General features: G+C 35.6%; 21 protein-coding genes. 5 read left to right on the top strand and 16 right to left on the bottom strand.

The features are described 5' to 3' along the window. Window positions 1-2: 2 nt before the first annotated feature. Window positions 3-299, top strand: coding sequence for a GNAT family N-acetyltransferase (locus tag IEV85_RS08035; RefSeq protein ID WP_188462057.1), 297 nt, complete (start codon window positions 3-5; stop codon window positions 297-299). Here IEV85_RS08035 and truA read toward each other — a convergent pair. The 4 genes from truA to IEV85_RS08015 form a co-directional block, all read right to left on the bottom strand. Continuing rightward, window positions 292-1,083 (bottom strand): tRNA pseudouridine(38-40) synthase TruA, encoded by a 792-nt coding sequence (gene truA / locus IEV85_RS08030; protein ID WP_188462055.1) that lies wholly within the window; start codon window positions 1,081-1,083, stop codon window positions 292-294. The genes IEV85_RS08035 and truA overlap by 8 nt on opposite strands. Window positions 1,084-1,150: 67 nt before the next feature. Next, complete coding sequence (locus tag IEV85_RS08025; RefSeq protein WP_188462053.1) at window positions 1,151-2,041, bottom strand: sugar phosphate isomerase/epimerase family protein; 891 nt, start codon at window positions 2,039-2,041, stop codon at window positions 1,151-1,153. A gap of 89 nt (window positions 2,042-2,130) precedes the next feature. After that, window positions 2,131-3,819, bottom strand: a complete 1,689-nt coding sequence (locus IEV85_RS08020; RefSeq protein WP_188462051.1) for a GMC oxidoreductase — start codon at window positions 3,817-3,819, stop codon at window positions 2,131-2,133. Window position 3,820: 1 nt separating this feature from the next. After that, window positions 3,821-4,405, bottom strand: coding sequence for a gluconate 2-dehydrogenase subunit 3 family protein (locus IEV85_RS08015; protein ID WP_188462049.1), 585 nt, complete (start codon window positions 4,403-4,405; stop codon window positions 3,821-3,823). A gap of 87 nt (window positions 4,406-4,492) precedes the next feature. On the opposite strand from IEV85_RS08015, the gene IEV85_RS08010 reads away from it, so the two are divergent. The 4 genes from IEV85_RS08010 (at window position 4,493) to IEV85_RS07995 (ending at window position 9,361) form a co-directional block, all read left to right on the top strand. Beyond that, a complete protein-coding gene (locus IEV85_RS08010) occupies window positions 4,493-5,638 on the top strand; it encodes a Gfo/Idh/MocA family protein (protein ID WP_188462047.1) in 1,146 nt (381 codons plus the stop codon). Window positions 5,639-5,752: 114 nt separating this feature from the next. Further along, window positions 5,753-6,199 (top strand): acyl-CoA thioesterase, encoded by a 447-nt coding sequence (locus IEV85_RS08005; protein ID WP_188462045.1) that lies wholly within the window; start codon window positions 5,753-5,755, stop codon window positions 6,197-6,199. A gap of 89 nt (window positions 6,200-6,288) precedes the next feature. Further along, window positions 6,289-6,936, top strand: a complete 648-nt coding sequence (gene msrA / locus IEV85_RS08000) for a peptide-methionine (S)-S-oxide reductase MsrA (protein ID WP_188462043.1) — start codon at window positions 6,289-6,291, stop codon at window positions 6,934-6,936. A gap of 169 nt (window positions 6,937-7,105) precedes the next feature. Further along, window positions 7,106-9,361, top strand: a complete 2,256-nt coding sequence (locus tag IEV85_RS07995; protein ID WP_188462041.1) for a PAS domain-containing protein — start codon at window positions 7,106-7,108, stop codon at window positions 9,359-9,361. 58 nt (window positions 9,362-9,419) lie between these two features. Here IEV85_RS07995 and arsC read toward each other — a convergent pair whose 3' ends face one another. The 12 genes from arsC to IEV85_RS07935 form a co-directional block, all read right to left on the bottom strand. Further along, window positions 9,420-9,758: an arsenate reductase (glutaredoxin) gene (arsC, locus tag IEV85_RS07990; RefSeq protein ID WP_188462038.1), complete on the bottom strand. Its 339-nt coding sequence runs from the start codon at window positions 9,756-9,758 to the stop codon at window positions 9,420-9,422. 1 nt (window position 9,759) lies between these two features. Next, window positions 9,760-10,302: an ATP-dependent protease subunit HslV gene (hslV, locus tag IEV85_RS07985; protein ID WP_188462036.1), complete on the bottom strand. Its 543-nt coding sequence runs from the start codon at window positions 10,300-10,302 to the stop codon at window positions 9,760-9,762. Window positions 10,303-10,395: 93 nt separating this feature from the next. After that, entirely contained in the window at window positions 10,396-12,090 is a 1,695-nt protein-coding gene (locus IEV85_RS07980) for a pyruvate dehydrogenase complex dihydrolipoamide acetyltransferase (RefSeq protein WP_188462034.1), read from the bottom strand. A gap of 166 nt (window positions 12,091-12,256) precedes the next feature. Then, window positions 12,257-12,883: an OmpH/Skp family outer membrane protein gene (locus IEV85_RS07975; RefSeq protein WP_188462032.1), complete on the bottom strand. Its 627-nt coding sequence runs from the start codon at window positions 12,881-12,883 to the stop codon at window positions 12,257-12,259. Window positions 12,884-13,020: 137 nt separating this feature from the next. Then, complete coding sequence (locus IEV85_RS07970; RefSeq protein ID WP_188462030.1) at window positions 13,021-13,497, bottom strand: hypothetical protein; 477 nt, start codon at window positions 13,495-13,497, stop codon at window positions 13,021-13,023. Between the two features lie 6 nt (window positions 13,498-13,503). Then, window positions 13,504-14,295, bottom strand: a complete 792-nt coding sequence (locus tag IEV85_RS07965) for a rhomboid family intramembrane serine protease (RefSeq protein WP_188462028.1) — start codon at window positions 14,293-14,295, stop codon at window positions 13,504-13,506. A gap of 128 nt (window positions 14,296-14,423) precedes the next feature. Continuing rightward, window positions 14,424-15,326, bottom strand: a complete 903-nt coding sequence (locus IEV85_RS07960; protein WP_188462026.1) for a histone deacetylase family protein — start codon at window positions 15,324-15,326, stop codon at window positions 14,424-14,426. A 59-nt stretch (window positions 15,327-15,385) separates the two neighbouring features. Further along, window positions 15,386-15,952 carry a hypothetical protein gene (locus tag IEV85_RS07955; protein WP_188462023.1) on the bottom strand — a complete coding sequence of 189 codons (567 nt, stop codon included), beginning with the start codon at window positions 15,950-15,952 and terminating at the stop codon, window positions 15,386-15,388. A gap of 68 nt (window positions 15,953-16,020) precedes the next feature. Further along, on the bottom strand, window positions 16,021-16,365 hold the full coding sequence (locus IEV85_RS07950; protein ID WP_188462021.1) for a phage holin family protein: 345 nt from the start codon (window positions 16,363-16,365) through the stop codon (window positions 16,021-16,023). Between the two features lie 182 nt (window positions 16,366-16,547). Then, the gene (locus IEV85_RS07945) at window positions 16,548-17,060 is read right to left on the bottom strand and encodes a DinB family protein (protein ID WP_188462019.1); all 513 of its coding nucleotides are present in this window, start codon (window positions 17,058-17,060) and stop codon (window positions 16,548-16,550) included. A gap of 137 nt (window positions 17,061-17,197) precedes the next feature. Further along, complete coding sequence (locus IEV85_RS07940) at window positions 17,198-17,377, bottom strand: Lacal_2735 family protein (protein WP_188462017.1); 180 nt, start codon at window positions 17,375-17,377, stop codon at window positions 17,198-17,200. A gap of 52 nt (window positions 17,378-17,429) precedes the next feature. Next, window positions 17,430-18,020, bottom strand: a complete 591-nt coding sequence (locus IEV85_RS07935) for a hypothetical protein (protein ID WP_188462015.1) — start codon at window positions 18,018-18,020, stop codon at window positions 17,430-17,432. Window positions 18,021-18,039: the final 19 nt, after the last annotated feature.

The following is an 18,039-nucleotide window of genomic DNA, read 5'->3' as shown; positions in this document are numbered from 1 at the left end:
ATATGGATATTCAAAGAAGAGAAGAAAATAATAAAGGAAGATTTTTTATACAGGAAAATGGAACTGAAACTGCTGAAATGATCTATTCAGTGAGAAACGGAAAGGAAATCGTAATTGAAAGCACCGAAGTAGATAAGGAAAAAAGAGGTCAGGGTCTGGGAAAAAAACTGGTAATGGCCTCTGTTGATTATGCAAGAAATAACGACTTGCAAATAATTCCGGCATGTCCATTTGCTGAAGCTGTTTTCGAAAAGAATGATAACATTAGAGACGTTTGGGAAGGTAAGAATGCTAATTAAAATCATAATTAACCTGATAAACCATCAGCCCCGAAGCAGGGGCTGAATGTTTCTCAAAAGTCAACTCTTTATTTATCAGTGAATTCTCTAAATCCGAAAGAGTGATTTCATGTTTACCCAATAAAAACAAAGCACCCATCATCATTCTTATTTGATACCGCATAAACCCCTTACCTACAACCCTAAAAACGAATGAGTTTTTAGGAAAAAAACTTGCCGTAAATTCCTTATTATCAAATATTTCTGAAATTTTAATTTCCCTCACAGTATCTTTTTCCGGCTTGGGCTTATGGCAAAAATGAACAAAATCATGTGTTCCTTCATACAATTTTGCACCTTGCTGCATTAATATGATGTCCAGGTTCTCAGGAATGCAAGCCATAAAAGGTGCGGAAAATGGATGTTGTTTTTCTCCATAGCCAAAATAATACCTATACTCCTTAGAGCTCACATTCTGAAGAATATTAAAATTTTCATCTACGGCTTGCCAACTCAAAACTTTCAAGTCGCTTGGTAAATTTTGATTGAGGTCAGCAAAGAATGTATTCTCATCAATACCATTTTCCAGGAAAAGCTCGAAGTAAGAGGAACTTGCAGAAACCATTGCATCAGTCCTACCCGATCCCATAATTTTGAATGGTTGCTCTTCTCCCAAAACAAATTTAACCGTTAACTCCAAAAATCCCTGAACGGTTTTTAAGCCATGTTGAAATTGCCAGCCATGTAATCTGTAGCCTAAGTACTGAATTTCAACTAAATAAAAATGATGAAAGCGCCTGGACATCTATAAAAGAAATGAAATAAAAAAGCCCATCAGATTCTAATGGGCCTCATACAAAATTAGTTAAAAATTACTTTCTCTCTATCCCTTTCAGATAGTTAATACTCTTCTCAATACTGGCAAATGGCTTATTATCCCTTGTTGCATCTTGCTCCACAAAATAATAATCGAGACCTGCTGTGCTGGCATGGTTAAAGATTTCCTGCCAATTAATAACACCTTCGCCTACAGGGGCAAAAAACTGCTCCTCTCCTGCTTCCATATCTTTAACATGCCAAAGCGGAAACATTCCAGGATATTTCTTAAAATATTCCACCGGGCTAATTCCAGCTCTCTTTGCCCAATAAAGATCAAGCTCATATTTTACCAGCTCTTTATCACAGCTATCCAAAAAGATGTGGTAAGGAATTTCACCTTCCATGTTTTCAAACTCAAAAGCATGGTTGTGATACGCTAACTGAACTCCTGCCTTTTTAGCTATCTCTCCAGATTTATTTAGCAGGTCGGCTACCTTCTTATAATCATCAAGATTTCTTCTTTCAGAGTCCGGTAAATAGGCGCAAACAATGTAATCCTGGCCAAGTTTAGCTGCATCTTCAACTGTGCGTTCCCAGCTATTAGTGAGGGTACCAATATTATCTGGCATGCTGATACCTGTTAGTACATGACTGCTTCTTACTTTCATGCCTAAATCCTTCATGAGCTTTTTTACTTCAGTAATACTATTGCCAAAGTACTTACCATCACTATAATTGAACAACTCAATATTCTTATAACCTAAATCAGCTACCTTTTTCATAGTGCCTGCAAAATCCTTTGCTAATTCCTCCCGAAGTGTGTAAACCTGCAAGCCAGCATTTTTAACTCTTCTGGGGGCCTTTGAAAAACCAAATAAGGAAGGTGCTATAATTGATCCTGCGGCAATGGCTCCGCTTTGGTATAAAAATTTCCGTCTGTCCATAGTATTAATATTTTAATTTATCTAAGTTAATAATTTTCGTTAAAAATAGCTGTTAAAGGATGCTTCATCTCAACTAAAATCAGAAAATGTTATAAATTCATTCTTTTTAATTCATTTACTGCAAAATCCACGGCTCTGGCAGTTAAAGCCATATAGGTTAAACTTGGGTTCTGACATGCTGAGGAGGTCATCGCGGAACCATCTGTCACAAATACATTAGGTACTTCATGCAACTGGTTGTTTCCATTAAGCATAGATGTTTTAGGATCTCGTCCCATCCTTGCTGTACCCATTTCATGAATTCCAAAGCCGGGAACTGGTTTTAAATTCACTGCTTCAATATTTTTACCGCCAGCCACTTCCAGCATTTCCCTGCCGGTCTTCAACATATCCTTCCTCATTTGCAGTTCATTTTCTTTAAACTCACAGTCAATATGTAAAGTAGGCAAGCCCCATTTATCTCTAATATTACCATTTAGAGTCACCCTGTTATCTTCGTAAGGCAGGCATTCTCCAAAAGGCATAAATGACATTTCCCAGGGTCCCGGTTTCATTAAATCATCTTTAAATTTACCTCCAAAACCAGCTAATCTGTTACCATAACCCCAGCCTAATCTGTTACCACCTCCCTGGAAGCCATAACCTCTGATAAAATCCGGATGTTTATCTTTAATATTTTGAAACCTGGGTATATAAATACCATTAGCACGATAGCCAGTATGATATTTATCATTAAAATCATCAAATTGAGCTTTTACGTACACTTCAAAATGATGGTCCATTAAATTTCTTCCAAGTGTATCGCTGGTATTGCCTAAGCCATTAGGAAAGCGATCACTGGTAGAGTTGAGCATGATCCAGGTTGAGCCCAGCGTAGAAGCACACAGAAAAACGACCTTTGCATAAAACTCATGAATTTCATTAGTTTCAGCATCAATTACGCGGACACCTTTTGCCTTACTTGAATCCTTATCAAGAATTACTGACTCAACAATTGAGTTAGGCCTTAAAGTTAGATTTCCAGTATTGGCGGCAGCTGGCAAAGTAGAGGCATTACTGCTAAAATAAGCTCCATAGGGGCATCCCCTGCTGCATAAATTTCTGTACTGACAGGCTGACCTTCCATTATGATTTTGAGTGAGATTAGCTGTTCTTCCGATAGTCATTTTTCTATCAGTCCAGTTTTTTTCTATAGCTCCTTTTACCTTTTCTTCCACACAGTACATATCCATGGGAGGAAGAAACTGTCCATCTGGCAGCTGATCAAAGCCTTCGTTCTTACCACTTACTCCAATAAATTTCTCTACGTGATCGTACCAGGGAGCCAAATCCTTGTACCTAATAGGCCAATCGACAGCAATACCATCTTTCAAATTGGCTTCGAAATCCATTTCAGATAACCTATAACTCTGCCTGCCCCATGTAAGCGATCTGCCACCTACATGATTTCCTCTTATCCATCTAAATTCTTTGTCTTCCGGGGTGCTGTAAGGGTTTTCTTTATCATTCACCCAAAAGTGCTTCGTAGCCTCATCAAAAGCGTAGGTTTTGCTTTGCACGTAATAATCTTCCTGCACTTCCTGAGACTCCTTTCCACGGTGATCAAATTCCCATGGGGCTTTATTCATGGTTGGGTAGTCACGAATATGTTCAACATTTCGGCCTCTTTCCAGCACTAATGTTTTTAATCCCTTTTCACATAATTCTTTAGCTGCCCATCCTCCGGATATGCCGGAACCGACAACTATTGCATCATAAATTGTTATTTCTTTACTCATTTTAAAAATAATTCCCCACTCTTAATTTTTGATCTGCCTTCATTGGTTCGCATCCTGCCAGCTTCATAGGTACCGGCATATATTCAAGGTGATTGGTCATAATCTCTTCTGAGGTGAAGTATCCTAGAAGTGTAAGTTCTTTTAACATCATGAAAAAGGGCTTTTTCGTAGGATCTGCTTCATAATCAAATTGCTTTATCTCGCTATCCATCTGAAAAAGTAAGTCATATTTTTCCTGAGAATTGAGATCTGAGAATAATTCCCCGCTGGAAGTTTTGCTCTTCTCATTAATAGCATCCAAACCTCTAATAAATTGCTCTTGCTCACTGCTTGAATATACCTCCCCTACCATTTTATCAATGAAAGCATCAACTCCTACATCCAGGGCACCTGGGGTATCTGTCTTAGGTAAAATTTCATTGACCAAATCTGAGACTAACTGAGCCTGATCCTTAGAGAAAAATTGAGGCTTCCAGTTTAATGTTTTCTCTGAACCGCATCCTTGCAAAACCTGCATTAAAACAGGTGAACTAACAGCAAAACCGAGTAACAAACCGGTTTTTTTAATAGCTTCTCTTCTATTCATCAAGGTAATTTGTTTACTTTATAAAATAATATTAAAGAAGAAACGATAGTGTTTCAAAAAAACACAAGGTAATAAAAATAAACTTATATGAGCACATTAAAAATGGGGATAATCGGTGGCGGTCCGGGGTCCATGATTGGGGATATCCATAGAATTACTGCTACAGCAACGGGAAAAGCTAAATTGGTTTGTGGCGCATTTAGCTCCGATCCTCAAAAAAGTGCAGAAAAAGGTAAATCACTTGGCCTTAGTGAGGATAGAATTTATGATTCCTTTGAGGAGATGATAATGAAGGAAGCTAACTTACCTGAAGATGAAAGAATGGATTTTGTAGCTGTAACCACTCCCAATTATTTACATGCAGAAATCTGTACATTGGCACTGAATGCCGGTTTTCATGTAATGTGCGATAAACCATTAAGTTTTGATCTGGAAGAAGCACTTGCCTTACAAAAAGTGGTTAGTCAATCAGCAGGTATTTTTGCTATGACTTATACTTATCGCGGCTATCCACTTCTTAAAAAAGCAGCGGGGCTTATAGCCAACAAGCAGCTAGGCGAAATCAGAAAAGTAAGAGTTGACTATTCCCAGGGATGGTTAAGTCAGTTAATTGAAAAGGAAGGACATAAGCAGGCATTGTGGAGAACTGACCCAAAGAAATCAGGTAATGGTGGAACAATTGCGGATATAGGTACTCATGCTTTTAATCTTTTAGAGAGCGTAACAGGAATGAAAGTAGATAGCTTATGCGCTGATGTATCTGCCCTGGTTAAAGGAAGAGCGATTGATGATGATGCTAATATTCTTGTCAAAATGGAAAATGGCGCCAAAGGAACATTATCAGTTAGTCAAATTAGCACAGGTGAAGACAATGATTTTAGCCTGCACATTTATGGGGATAAAGCCGGATTGGTTTGGAGACATACTATTCCTTATCAATTACATATAAAATATCCGGATTTTACAGAAGATATTATTCAATTGGAAGAGAAAAATGAAGAAACTACATCCGAAGTTAATATACCCGGCCATTCTCCTTATTTTACAGAAGGCTTTCAGAACATCTATAATGCATTTTTTCAGGCAATAGAAAGTAAAGGACAAGCTACGGAGGAGACTTTTGCTAATACATTTAGTTTGCCTTTAATAGAAGATGGTGTAAGAGGAATGTTATTTATTGATAAAGCCATTGAATCCAGCGATAAGCAGGCTTGGGTAAAACTGGATTTCTAAAGCAATTATTTTTAACCCACCGAGAGGGTTTTGACACATTAAAAATCTCTTAATAAATTTTTACGCTCCGTATTAATTTCAATCTGTTAAATTAGCCGGACAATATTTCTTATCATGACTCTAACAACTGACCCCAATCAATTTAAATTTTCGGAACAAATACAAGTAAGATGGACTGATTTAGATCCATTATACCATGTAAACAACTCAATATATATTCAATATTTTGAGATAGCCAGAGGCAGATACATGCTGGAGGCAGCCCCAACCTGGGACTGGCAAAAGGACATGTTTCTTTTGGCTAACATCAATTGTAATTACCTGAAGGAGTTAAAAATTGCTACTCCCGATACCAGATGCTGGGTGAGAACAAAAGAAATGGGAAATAAAAGTTTTATTCTGGAGTATATGATTACCACCAACGGAACGGAAATCCATACTTTGGGCACTTCTACACAGGTAATGTTTGATACAAAAGCCAGAAAAACAATTGCTATGCCTCAGTGGTTAAAGGATGAATTAATAGCATACGAGAAAGAGAATAGCATTATTATTAAATAATATGCCTGCCGGGCGACAAAGAGGCAAAACTCTGTTTCCGTGGCAAACCAAAAATAAACTCCTATCGTTACTGGATTAAATTTAAAATTATGTCTAAATATTATTTCTTACTATTATCATCAATTATCATTTTTTCCTGCTCTGCCAAAACAGAAAATCAGGAAAGTTCAAATGAAACCCCTATAGTTGAAGCAGCCCAATCTTTCGAAAATACCGACACAGCTTATTTTGCCGGAGGATGTTTTTGGTGTGTAGAAGCGTCCTTTGATCAAATAAAAGGTGTAAAAGAAGCAATTTCAGGTTATTCAGGGGGTGCTGAGAAGAACCCAACTTACAAAGAAGTAAGTTATGGAAAAACTAATCATGCGGAAGCTGTGATGGTAATTTATGATCCGGCAGTTATCAGTTACGATACCTTACTGGATATATTCTTCACCGCTCACGATCCTACTCAGCTCAACAGGCAAGGCCCGGACGTAGGTAAACAATACAGGTCTGCAATATTTTATACTAATGAAATGGAAAAACAGAAAGCACAGCGGAAGATGGAAGCTCTAGCTGGTAACTATAAAGACAAAATAGTGACAGAATTAACCCCTTTTAGTACTTTCTACAAAGCTGAAGAGTATCATCAGGATTATGAAGAAAAGAATCCTAATGATAGGTATATTGTAAATGTTTCCAGGCCTAAAATTGAAAAGGTAGCTGAAAAATTCAAAAGTATTTTAAAGGATTAATCAGCATACTTAAAACTAAATTACCTTTTTAAAATTCGATTTTTCCCTTTATTTATTAGTTTCTTTATTATTATGTCTTGAGAATGTTACATGAGTGATGTTCTGAAACAAAAAACCTCAAATAATTTGAAGTAGAACCTTTAGTTTTACTTCAAATTATATAATAAATATGAATATACTTCCATTCAAGTTTGTAAGGAAAACACATTTAGCTTCACTAGAAGAAATATTAAATAAAAAGGAGCGTACAATCAGCCACGCCAGTGGTTTAATTAAAGAAATTGAAAAAGGTAATCTTGACTTTGAAGTAAATGAAGCCGGGGATGACGAGCTTGGAAACGCAATAATCAGTATGCGAGACCAAATGAAGAGTTTTGCAATTGCGGAAAAAGAGCGAAACTGGGCTACTGAAGGTCTTTCTAAGTTCGTGGACATACTCCGGTCAAATAATGATGATATAAAATCTTTATGTGAAGACATCATTAAAAACTTAATTAAATACCTTGATGCTAACCAGGGTGCTTTATTTATATTAAATAACGACAACCCTTCAGAGGTCTTCTTAGAACTTACAGCGTGTTATGCTTACAATAGAAAAAAGCATGCTCAAAGGAAAATAAGCATAGGAGAAGGACTTGTTGGACAAACTGTATTGGAAAAAGATACAATATATCTTACAGAAATTCCTACAAACTATATAAACATTACTTCAGGACTTGGTGATGCTCCTCCAAGAACTATCCTTCTTGTTCCTCTAAAAATGAATGATGAAATATATGGTGTAGTAGAATTGGCCTCTTTCCATGATATTTTCCCCTATCAAATTGCTTTTGTGGAAAGATTAGGGGAAAGTATAGCATCTACTATATCTTCAGTAAAAGTAAATCAGAAAACTAAAGTGCTTTTACAAGAATCCCAGTCTCAAACTGAAGAATTGCGCGCTCAAGAGGAAGAAGTAAGGCAAAATATGGAAGAGCTTTCTGCCACGCAAGAAGAAATGAGTAGGGTTTTAAAAGAAGTACAGGGTAATGAGGCATTTATGAATAATTTAATCAATGCTACTGACGACTCTATCATAAGCATTGATAAAAATTACAACATCATTGTATGTAATAAGACTACTACCGAAACTTACAGCGCATCAGGCCTTCAGGTTGGGAAGGGGTTTAATATATTAAGATTATTTGAAGAAGAGCAAAAAGAAATATATAAAGGATATTATGACAGAGCACTTTCCGGAGAAAAATTTGAGGTAAGTGAAAGCTACAAATACAATGGAAAGGAACAATTTTTCATTGTCAATTATAGTCCTTTAAGAAATGAAAATGGAGAGATAAACGGTTGCGTTGTTTTTGGAAAAGACATTACTGAATCCACTGAAGCTAAAATGGAAACTGAGAGACTATTAAAGGAGTCTCAACAACAATCAGAGGAATTACGGGCTCAGGAAGAAGAGCTTAAACAGAACATGGAAGAACTTTCTGCTACTCAGGAGGAAATGGAGCGGGTAATGAAAGAAGTTCAGGACAATGAGCGATTTATGTCTGATTTAATAGATGCCACTAGCGACAATATCTTCACAGTAGATAAAAATTATAATTTGTTAATTTTCAATAAGGCTTTTCAAGACGTGTGGCATGGACAGGGTTTGGACGTAAAAAGAGGAATGCCCATCAGTAAAATTTTTGATGAATCGGAAATAAAAGGCCATATGCAACTGATTGACAAATCATTAAAAGGAGAATTAATTCAAATTGATGTTGAAAAGTTAATTGGCGGAGAAATAAATCACTTCAATGTAATATACAGCCCTATTAAAAACGATGAAAATGAGATTGTAGCGGTTGCTATTTTTGCTAAAAACACAACAGAAGTAGAAGTAGCAAAAAAGAAACAATTAGAATTATTTAAAGAATCACAAAATCAGGCAGAAGAATTAAGAGCTCAGGAAGAAGAACTGAAGCAAAATATGGAAGAACTTTCTGCCACCGAAGAAGAGGTGAGACGAGTGCTAAATGAGGTTGAAAATAAAAGCCATTACAATAATGAACTATTGAATGCATCAAATGATTCAATAGTAACAATTGATAAAAATTATAGAATAATAAGTTTCAATAAGGCTTTTAACGTTGCTTTTGAAGAGCAAAATATAGATATAAGTGAAGGGTTTGATATTTTGAGCATCTTTCCGGAAGAAATACATGAAGAAAAAAAGTCACTTTATAATAAAGTGTTTAAAGGGGAAACTATCTACATAGATGATCAATTGGAAAATATTGGAATAAAAAATTATTATAATGTACAGCATTCACCGATAAAAGATCAAGAGGGCAATATTATAGCTATTTCCATCTTTGCAAGGGATATTACCGAAATAAAATCATTGCAGCTGGAGCTGGAAGAACTCAAGAAAAAGAAGAAATAACTAAAAAGGTGCTCAAAAGCACCTTTTTATATTTAAAGAGTTAATGAAACTACCAATTTCATAATAGGGATAGTACCTTCTCAGGTGGCCTGCCAATAATAGCTTTATCACCTTCAATAACTATTGGCCGCTCGATTAATTTAGGTTCTGAAATCATAGCATCGACCCATTCAGACTCACTAAGTTCTTTACCTTTGTAATTTTCTTTATAAACAGCTTCATTCTTTCTTATTAAATCCTCTGCTTTTATACCCAGCTTAGCAATTATTTCTTTCATCTCAGCTTTAGTAGGCACATTTTTCAAGTATTCAACAATATCTACATTTACTTCTTTATCAACAAGAATTTTAAGAGCTTCCCTACTCTTTGCACATCTGGGGTTATGCAGTATTTTCATATCACTTAACTTTTTCAATAACTAAATTATGATTTGTATAGATACAGATATCAGCTGCTATATTCAGGCTCTCACGCACTATATCTTCAGCAGATAGCTTATCTCCTGCATGCTTTTTAAGAGCCAAAGCTGCAGATTGTGCATACATGCTTCCTGAACCAATAGTAGCTATTTGATTGTCCGGCTCAAGTACATCGCCTGTTCCTGAAATTACAAGAACCTCCTCCTTATCAGCAACTATCATCATGGCTTCCAGTTTTCTCAAATACCTATCAGTTCGCCATTCTTTAGCCAATTCTATGGCTGCCCGTTTCATACTGCCACCAAAAGCATTTAACTTCTCATCAAATTTCTCTAACAAAGTAAATGCATCAGCTGTTGAGCCGGCAAAACCTGTAACAATTTTACCATCCTGAAGCTTTCTGATTTTCTTTACGTTACTTTTTGCTACCGTATTTCCCATTGTAGCCTGTCCATCGGCACCAATTGCCACCTCTCCATTATGGATCACCGCACAAACGGTAGTTGATCTTATTTTTGTCATATCTTTATTTAATAATTAATTTTCACACCCTGGAGTGTATAAAAAAAGTCTCGTTTTATAAACGAGACTTTTATAAGCTTGTTGGAAAAATACTTAAATGAGGATTCTTACAGGGTCTTCAAGTAAACCTTTCAAAGTTTGTAAGAAAGCCGAACCAACTGCACCATCTACTACCCTGTGGTCGCATGACATTGTTACCTTCATTACGTTTCCTACAGTAAGCTCTCCATCCTTAACAATTGCAGTTTGTTTAATACCCCCTACAGCTAAAATACAAGCGTCAGGCGGATTAATAATGGCCGTAAATTCTTCTATACCGAACATTCCAAGATTAGAAATTGTAAAGGTATTACCTTCCCAATCTTTAGGCTGTAATTCTTTATTTTTAGCTTTTTGTGCAAAATCCTTCGCTTCTGTTGCAATGTGCGATAAAGTTTTATTATCTGCAAAACGAATAACAGGTACCAATAAACCTTCCTCTACTGCCACTGCCATCCCAATATGAATATGGTGATTTTTCCTTATTTTGTCTCCCATCCAGGCGCTATTCACTTTAGGATGCTGTCTCAGAGCCGCAGCGGTAGCCTTAATTACCATGTCATTAAAAGAAATCTTCACTGGAGAGATTTCATTGATGCTTTTTCTGGCTTCCATCGCTTTATCCATGTTGATTTCCATGGTAAGGTAGAAGTGTGGCGCTGTAAACTTGCTTTCCGATAATCGTTTACCAACGGTTTTGCGCATCTGTGAAACTTTCACCTCCTCATAGCTTTCTTCGCCTACCACTTGAGGGATAGACATTTTTGACTCTGAAGAAGCTGCTGATTTAGTAGCTTCACTTGATGAGGCGGCAGCTTTAGATGGAGTAAAGTTTTCTACATCAGATTTAATTATTCTGCCGTTATCTCCGGAACCATTTACTTGTGAAAGATCAATTCCTTTGTCTTCCGCTATTTTTTTGGCTAAAGGACTGGCAAATATTCTACCACCTGAAGAAGTTTTTGAACTACTTCCATTAGAACTTCCTGAAGTAGCATTAGCTACATTCTGAGGAGCTGCGTCTGCTTTCTCAGTTTTTGCAGCAGCACTTTCTTCTTTTTCCGATGAGGAATCTTCAGACTTGCCTGATGCCTTTTGTTTATGAGCTTTAAGTAAAGCCTCATAATCAGCTCCTTTTTCACCAACAACAGCTATTACGCCATCCACAGGAACAGCATCTCCCTCTGCAACACCTATATGAAGTAAAATACCATCTTCATAAGCTTCAAGCTCCATGGTGGCTTTATCAGTTTCTACTTCTGCCAGAATATCTCCTGACTCTACTTTATCGCCTTCTTTCTTCAACCATGAGGCAATGGTGCCTTCCTCCATAGTATCGCTCATTTTAGGCATAGTAATAACGGAAGCGTTAATTTTAGAGGTATCTATAGCCTCAGAAGAGTCTTCTTTTGATTCTTCCGATTTAGATGCTTCCTTTTTTTCTTCTTTTTTATCCGAAGAAGAACTACTTCCATTTTCAATTTCTTTCAGGAGATCTTTATAATCTTCTCCTTTTTCTCCTATAATAGCGATTACACCGTCAACAGGTACCGCGTCTCCTTCTTTTATACCGATATACAGAATGGTGCCATCTTCATAAGATTCAAGCTCCATTGTTGCTTTATCAGTTTCTACTTCTGCCAGGATATCACCGGATGATACTTTATCTCCCTCTTTCACTAACCAGGAAGAGATTACACCTTCCTCCATGGTATCGCTCATTTTGGGCATTTTTATTACTTCAGCCATAAAAGTCGTTTTGTATTAATTGATTGTCAAAAATAATCGTAATTAGTGCTTATTTCAAATTTAATATGATAAACTATTAAGAATAATCTAAATCTTGTAAATATATTATAAAATAAAAAGCCCGGTTCGTTAGGAACCAGGCTTAAAAGTAACTTCTAAGTCAATATTATTCGGCAGTTTTCTCTTCAGTCTCAGTTTTAGTTGAGTCAGAAGCGTATGCTTCATTTAAGCCTTCAATTACCTGCTTACTAATATCTAACTGGTCGTTGGCATATAAAACACCACTTCCTCTTGAATAGGTTAAAACCAATTCCAGGTTGTTCTTTTTGCCATATTCTTTCAAATAATCACTCACTTTATCGTAAAGCTCCTCGTTTAATTTAGCCTCCTCCTGTCTGAGTTGCTGAGTTAAGCTTTCCTGATAACGCATTAAGTTCTGCTGCTTTTGCATTAAGCTTTCTTCTAAAGCTTTTCCCTGAGCTACTGTTAAATTGGCTGCAGTTCTTTGAAAATCATTAATTTCCTGCTGTAAACCTTGTGCTCTGTTTTGGTATTCTTTCTCAAATTTCTGCTGTTTTTCAGCTAACTTTTGCTCAATTTCCTCAGTTAATTTATAATTAGTTAAAAGAGAGTCTGAGTTAATATAGGCGATAGAAACATTCTGAAAGGCTTCTGAATTCACATCCCCTGCTTCAGCTGATTTAATCTCTACTGAATTACTAAAATGAGCTACGTAAAGATAAGCTACCGCAACAAGTAAGACTACGTTTAAAATTATTGATAAGTTTTTCACAGTATTGTTTTTTATGATTTTGTAAAACGACCACAAATATAATGAAACATATGAAAGTGCAAACAAACTTTGGCAGGACTGAAATTAATAAATTACCAAACCACCTTTGGTAAAATTGATGAAATGGCATTATAGGGCTAAATTGTATTATCTATTACTTCTAAACCATAACTTTTAGCAATCGGCTGAACTTCTTTCAGCACATTATTCTTTCTTTTGTTTTGTGTCAGCAACAACTTCTCACCATCCGAAAACTTTATAAAGCATTTATAAACATATTCTTTTAAAGTAGTGGACACATTCGCCCTGGAATACATCTTCTGACTGGATTTAATTTTATTCACATATATTTTATCTACTCCTTGAATATCTTTCCATTTTCCAAAACGAATCCTGAAAAAGGAATTGTACTCTCTGTAACTGTTACTTGTAAGGTCAAATTCACAACCTGAATAGCCCGTTAGCATGAAACAGGCTACCAAGAGTATAAAAATGGCTACTGCTACGTTTACAATGAACAAAATAGCACTCAAAAACAATAAGGTGTACGCAAGGAACTGAAATTGAAGAGGAAATAATCTTTCCCTCTTCAGGTTAATCTTAGTGGAATTCATTAGTTATTATAAATAAGAATCATCCTTCAAGCCGTCCTCTTTTTTATCTTCAGCGTTTTCTAAAGAAAGCTGTTGGGGTGCTACCTTCAGCAATGGAGGTTTATTGTGAGGAAGCTTGGGCGCATAATGGTATTGAAAATTCTGGTCGGGTAAGGTAAAAGTAATTTCAGTAATTTGCTGTATTCCTTCCTCCTCTTCCTCTTCAGCTTTTTCAAAATGAAGCTGCAATTCAGCCTGACCTGCAAACTCATCTTTTAAATAAACTGCTACTATTAAACCTGAAAGCAGCCCCATTAAATGTGATTCCCAAGATATATGGCCTTCCTGAGGAAGTACTCCATAAAACATACCTCCGTATAACAAAAGAACAACGAAAGACAATGCTAAAGATGATTGGTTTTTCCTTAATAATCCGCTAAATAAAATAAATGATGCTATACCGTAAATAACACCGCTGGCTCCAATGTGGTATGCCTCTCTGGCTATAAACCACACGCTTACCCCCGTTAGAATGTACACAAGCAAAAGTGCTTTTAAGGCTATTTTATCGTAAAAAAAGAAAAGTATAATTACTAACAGCATCAATGAGAAGCTGTTTGAAAGCAAATGCAGAAAATCACCATGAATAAAAGGTGAGGTGAATATTCCTATTGTACCTAACAGATGGCGTGGATAAATGCCGAAATGTGCAAAATTTGCAGAAAATGCCCATTCTATTGATTTCACCAACCAAAGCAAAAGGATGATGTAGCTGGAAAAAACTACGCTTTGTCTAAAAAGTGATCTTTCTTTGGACATCTCTACTTGTTATGCTTCATTAAAGCTTTAACACAATTAGTAATGATATTAATTTGTAAAGCTAAATAATCAGCATGAATTTAAATGTTACATAAGTTACGAAAATTAGACTACAAATGCTGAAGTTTTTAGAAAAATATTTCTTGAGCTATTCTATAGGTATTAGCATGGGCTTCAAGTATGTGAGATATTTTCGCAGAATACCCACCTCCCATACTTGCAACTACTGGTATTTTATTTTTATAACATAATTCAAACACTACCTTATCTCTTCTTTTGCACCCATGGATTGTCATACCTAATCTTCCGAGCTTATCTGTTTCTAATACATCGACTCCTGACTGAAAAAAGATGAAATCAGGTTCAACTTCATCAATTAATTGAGGCAAATGATTTTCTAAAAGAGTAAGATAAGTCTTATCATCGCAGCCATCTTCCAATGCTATGTCCAAATCAGAGAGCTCTTTATGCATAGGATAATTGCTTTTTCCATGCATACTGAAAGTAAATACACGCGGCTCATCCCGGAAAATCTGAGCTGTACCATTTCCCTGGTGCACGTCCAGATCTACTACTAAAATTTTCTTGGCCTTATTACTATTTAGCAAATAGTTAGATGCTATAGCAATATCATTTAGTAAACAAAAACCTTCGCCCCTATCAGTAAAAGCATGATGTGTTCCTCCGGCAATATTCATAGCTACACCATGTTTTAAAGCATAATCTGCAGCTTCAATGGTTCCCTGGTTAATTATGCGCTCCCTATCCACCAGAGCCTGACTAAGTGGAAATCCTGTTTTCCGTTCTTCCTGTCTGCTAAGTGATAGCGTTTTTAGTTTTTGCCAATACACTGCATCATGTGTAGACAATATGTTACCTTCAGTAAGAAAACCGGGCGCAAAAAGGTTGTCGTTGCTTATAGTACCTTCATATAAAAGTTGTTCCGGCAATAAGTTATACTTCTCCATTGGAAACCGATGATTTTCAGGTAATGGATGAGTGTATTCTTTTCTGTAGGCAATTTTTAACATAAAAAAAGTGTTATCGAACAATAACACCTAAATTTGAGACTTGTTAGAGAATCTTACAATTAATTTTCATCATATTCCTCTTCGTCAGACTGAAAAGAATATAGTGTATCATCTAACTGAATAGTGTCATTCTTAAAGTCTCTGATAAAGTTGTTGATTACCTGATCTGTTACTTCTTCAACATTAAGCCCTATATCCAGACCAATACCATAGTCACCACAATCGTCCATGTCCACATGTTCCTGTACTTTTACAGCCTCCTCATCCTCCAACTCATCTATCATTTCAGCTATAAAAAGACCAATTTCCTCCTCCACATCATTGAGCGCTCTCAAATCTCCATTTTCGTCTTCCTGAAAACGAATGGGCTTAAAATTGGGGAATTTTTGTGCAGCTTTATGTTCTGCCATTTCATAAACTTCACTGGCATGATGCAGTCTTAAAGAATAGATTACAGCATCAAAAATGGCTTCTTTTCCTTCGTACTCTCCTATAAATCGGAAATTTTTATACTCTTCATTATTGTCTTCTGAATCTATAAGTACAAAATCGTTTTTGCTTTCAGCAATTTGCTGCTTCAGTTGTTTTATTTCTTCTGGGTTAAAGCCCGGGTTTAAAGTATTCATCTTGTTAAGGTTAATAAGCTAAAATAATTTACAATAAAAAATTGAATAAATTAGCTCGCAATAAAAATTTATTCAGGTTTTCTGCTGATTGCTTCAAAAATTCCATTGACCAGAGCCAGTATTACACCAAATAGCAGAGCCCACCAGAACCCATCCACCTGAAAACCAGGAACGAAATAATCAGCAAGTAAAATCATTAGTGCATTAATCACTAATAAAAATAGTCCTAAAGTAAATACTGTTATAGGAATAGTTAATATCGTGAGAACAGGCTTGAGTGTTGCACTAAAAAGCGCTAGAAAAAGTGAAACCAGTAAAGCAGCAAAGAAATTTTCAATATGTGCACCCGGCAATAAGTAAGAAGCGACAATAACTGAAAGTGCCGATAATATTAGTTTTATGATAAAATTCATAAAAGTGAACTTTTAGTGTTTGAAATAAAAACTGGATAAATAACTGACTGTAAATACATTCACTCTCCTTTTTTTACATTGGAATTTTATCTATCTGTAATACAGCTTTCAAAAAAGGAAATATACGGGATAGAAATTTTAAAAAGCAAATTTTGTGACTAAAAAAAGCCTCTATATCAATTTTATTGATCTTTAGCTTCAGTTAGATATCGTTCTTTAATAATTGTAAGATGATGGTTCCAATGACCTGCAATAATATACCACAAGCTTGCTACAGAGACTGTATGATTATCCATTTTTCCGTTAAGATTATGCAGGGTTTCATGCAGCATGCTATAGAACGACAAGTTACTTTCTCTCACTAGCCTGAAGTCAGTTATAATATGATTTAGTGAAATATGTTGAGACCGGGTATTTTCTACATATACATTTTCATTAAATCCCGGAAGATTAGTTTGCTCGCCTCTGCTAATCATTAATGCGCGAACTGCCATAATCCTTTCCACATCAAGACAATGGAGTAATACTTCTTTTAAAGTCCACTTACCCTCTGCATATCTATAATTTAAATTATCCTCCGTTAATGTGTTGAGAAATTTATCTACATGGGTTAATTGGTCTTCTAAAACTTGATGGATTGATCCTTTGATAGTATTTACGTACTTATTATAAAAAGGCGCATGGACTAAATTCATTATATATACAATCAGTTTTTAATGGTTAAATTGAATGACCAAAAGAGCATTATTTAACGCAAAATATAAAATTATTAAATAAAAAAAGGGATTTAAAAAACCCCTTCAAAATTATCATTTTTTCTAAAATGAAATAACTATTTACCTTCTTTCTTATCCAAAGCATCCAGTTGTTTAGAAATTTCATCGGCTCTGGCCATTTTTTCATCTGCCTTTCTTCTGTCGACAGTACTCAGTTGATGGTATTCTTCCATCGCCCTTTTATATTGATCATTCAATTTTTGACGTTCCGATTTTCCTTTAAATATATTAAACATAATTATAGCGTTTTGAGGTTAGCATAAATAACACATCCACATTATAATTGTTTTACTTTATACTATCTAAAACGCTATGTAGGAAAGGAATTAATGTTTGCTCAGCTTCAGCCAGTTGCGCAACGGGAAGTTGCTTACTCAATTTTATAAAACTATTTTCTTCTATTTGAGAATTTATCTCTTGCAAGCTCAGGGCTGTAATAGGTTTGTAGTTTTTATCATCATAGGTATATTCCCATGGAGTTGAATTGATATTAAAATAAGTATCCGGATCCTGAGCGAATTGTTTAATTAACTTATCACCGAATAAATCACAGTATTTACCTTGCAGATGAATAGTAAAAGAAATAAAATGACCCCAATAAAACATTGTGCGAAAAGCAAAGATATGGTACCTTGTGAAAAATGCAGGGAAATCTAAAATTACATAGGGAAGATATTTATAATTCTCCCCCCTCGAAATTTTGCCATTATTAAGATTAATCTCTTTTGGAAGCGAATGGTTATTTAAATTGAGTTCATGGTGAATAGCATGCTCCAATTCCCCCATTAAGCCATTCACTTTCTCCATAATTCTGTTCTTAATTAACAAAATGTAAGGATTTTCCGCTATATCTAATTCCTGCAATGAAAATAATGCCATAGAGAAATGCCTGTTACAC

This window comes from Marivirga lumbricoides (genome assembly GCF_014636295.1).
In the GTDB taxonomy this organism is placed as follows: domain Bacteria; phylum Bacteroidota; class Bacteroidia; order Cytophagales; family Cyclobacteriaceae; genus Marivirga; species Marivirga lumbricoides.
Note: the sequence above shows the minus strand (reverse complement) of the source record. Positions and strands in the feature narration are given on the sequence as shown.

Coding starts and splice junctions, on each gene's coding strand:
- IEV85_RS08035 (WP_188462057.1), top strand. CDS start 3: ATGGATATTCAAAGAAGAGAAGAAAATAATAAAGGAAGATTTTTTATA.
- truA (WP_188462055.1), bottom strand. CDS start 1,083: ATGTCCAGGCGCTTTCATCATTTTTATTTAGTTGAAATTCAGTACTTA.
- IEV85_RS08025 (WP_188462053.1), bottom strand. CDS start 2,041: ATGGACAGACGGAAATTTTTATACCAAAGCGGAGCCATTGCCGCAGGA.
- IEV85_RS08020 (WP_188462051.1), bottom strand. CDS start 3,819: ATGAGTAAAGAAATAACAATTTATGATGCAATAGTTGTCGGTTCCGGC.
- IEV85_RS08015 (WP_188462049.1), bottom strand. CDS start 4,405: ATGAATAGAAGAGAAGCTATTAAAAAAACCGGTTTGTTACTCGGTTTT.
- IEV85_RS08010 (WP_188462047.1), top strand. CDS start 4,493: ATGAGCACATTAAAAATGGGGATAATCGGTGGCGGTCCGGGGTCCATG.
- IEV85_RS08005 (WP_188462045.1), top strand. CDS start 5,753: ATGACTCTAACAACTGACCCCAATCAATTTAAATTTTCGGAACAAATA.
- msrA (WP_188462043.1), top strand. CDS start 6,289: ATGTCTAAATATTATTTCTTACTATTATCATCAATTATCATTTTTTCC.
- IEV85_RS07995 (WP_188462041.1), top strand. CDS start 7,106: ATGAATATACTTCCATTCAAGTTTGTAAGGAAAACACATTTAGCTTCA.
- arsC (WP_188462038.1), bottom strand. CDS start 9,758: ATGAAAATACTGCATAACCCCAGATGTGCAAAGAGTAGGGAAGCTCTT.
- hslV (WP_188462036.1), bottom strand. CDS start 10,302: ATGACAAAAATAAGATCAACTACCGTTTGTGCGGTGATCCATAATGGA.
- IEV85_RS07980 (WP_188462034.1), bottom strand. CDS start 12,090: ATGGCTGAAGTAATAAAAATGCCCAAAATGAGCGATACCATGGAGGAA.
- IEV85_RS07970 (WP_188462030.1), bottom strand. CDS start 13,497: ATGAATTCCACTAAGATTAACCTGAAGAGGGAAAGATTATTTCCTCTT.
- IEV85_RS07965 (WP_188462028.1), bottom strand. CDS start 14,295: ATGTCCAAAGAAAGATCACTTTTTAGACAAAGCGTAGTTTTTTCCAGC.
- IEV85_RS07960 (WP_188462026.1), bottom strand. CDS start 15,326: ATGTTAAAAATTGCCTACAGAAAAGAATACACTCATCCATTACCTGAA.
- IEV85_RS07955 (WP_188462023.1), bottom strand. CDS start 15,952: ATGAATACTTTAAACCCGGGCTTTAACCCAGAAGAAATAAAACAACTG.
- IEV85_RS07950 (WP_188462021.1), bottom strand. CDS start 16,365: ATGAATTTTATCATAAAACTAATATTATCGGCACTTTCAGTTATTGTC.
- IEV85_RS07945 (WP_188462019.1), bottom strand. CDS start 17,060: ATGAATTTAGTCCATGCGCCTTTTTATAATAAGTACGTAAATACTATC.
- IEV85_RS07940 (WP_188462017.1), bottom strand. CDS start 17,377: ATGTTTAATATATTTAAAGGAAAATCGGAACGTCAAAAATTGAATGAT.
- IEV85_RS07935 (WP_188462015.1), bottom strand. CDS start 18,020: ATGGCATTATTTTCATTGCAGGAATTAGATATAGCGGAAAATCCTTAC.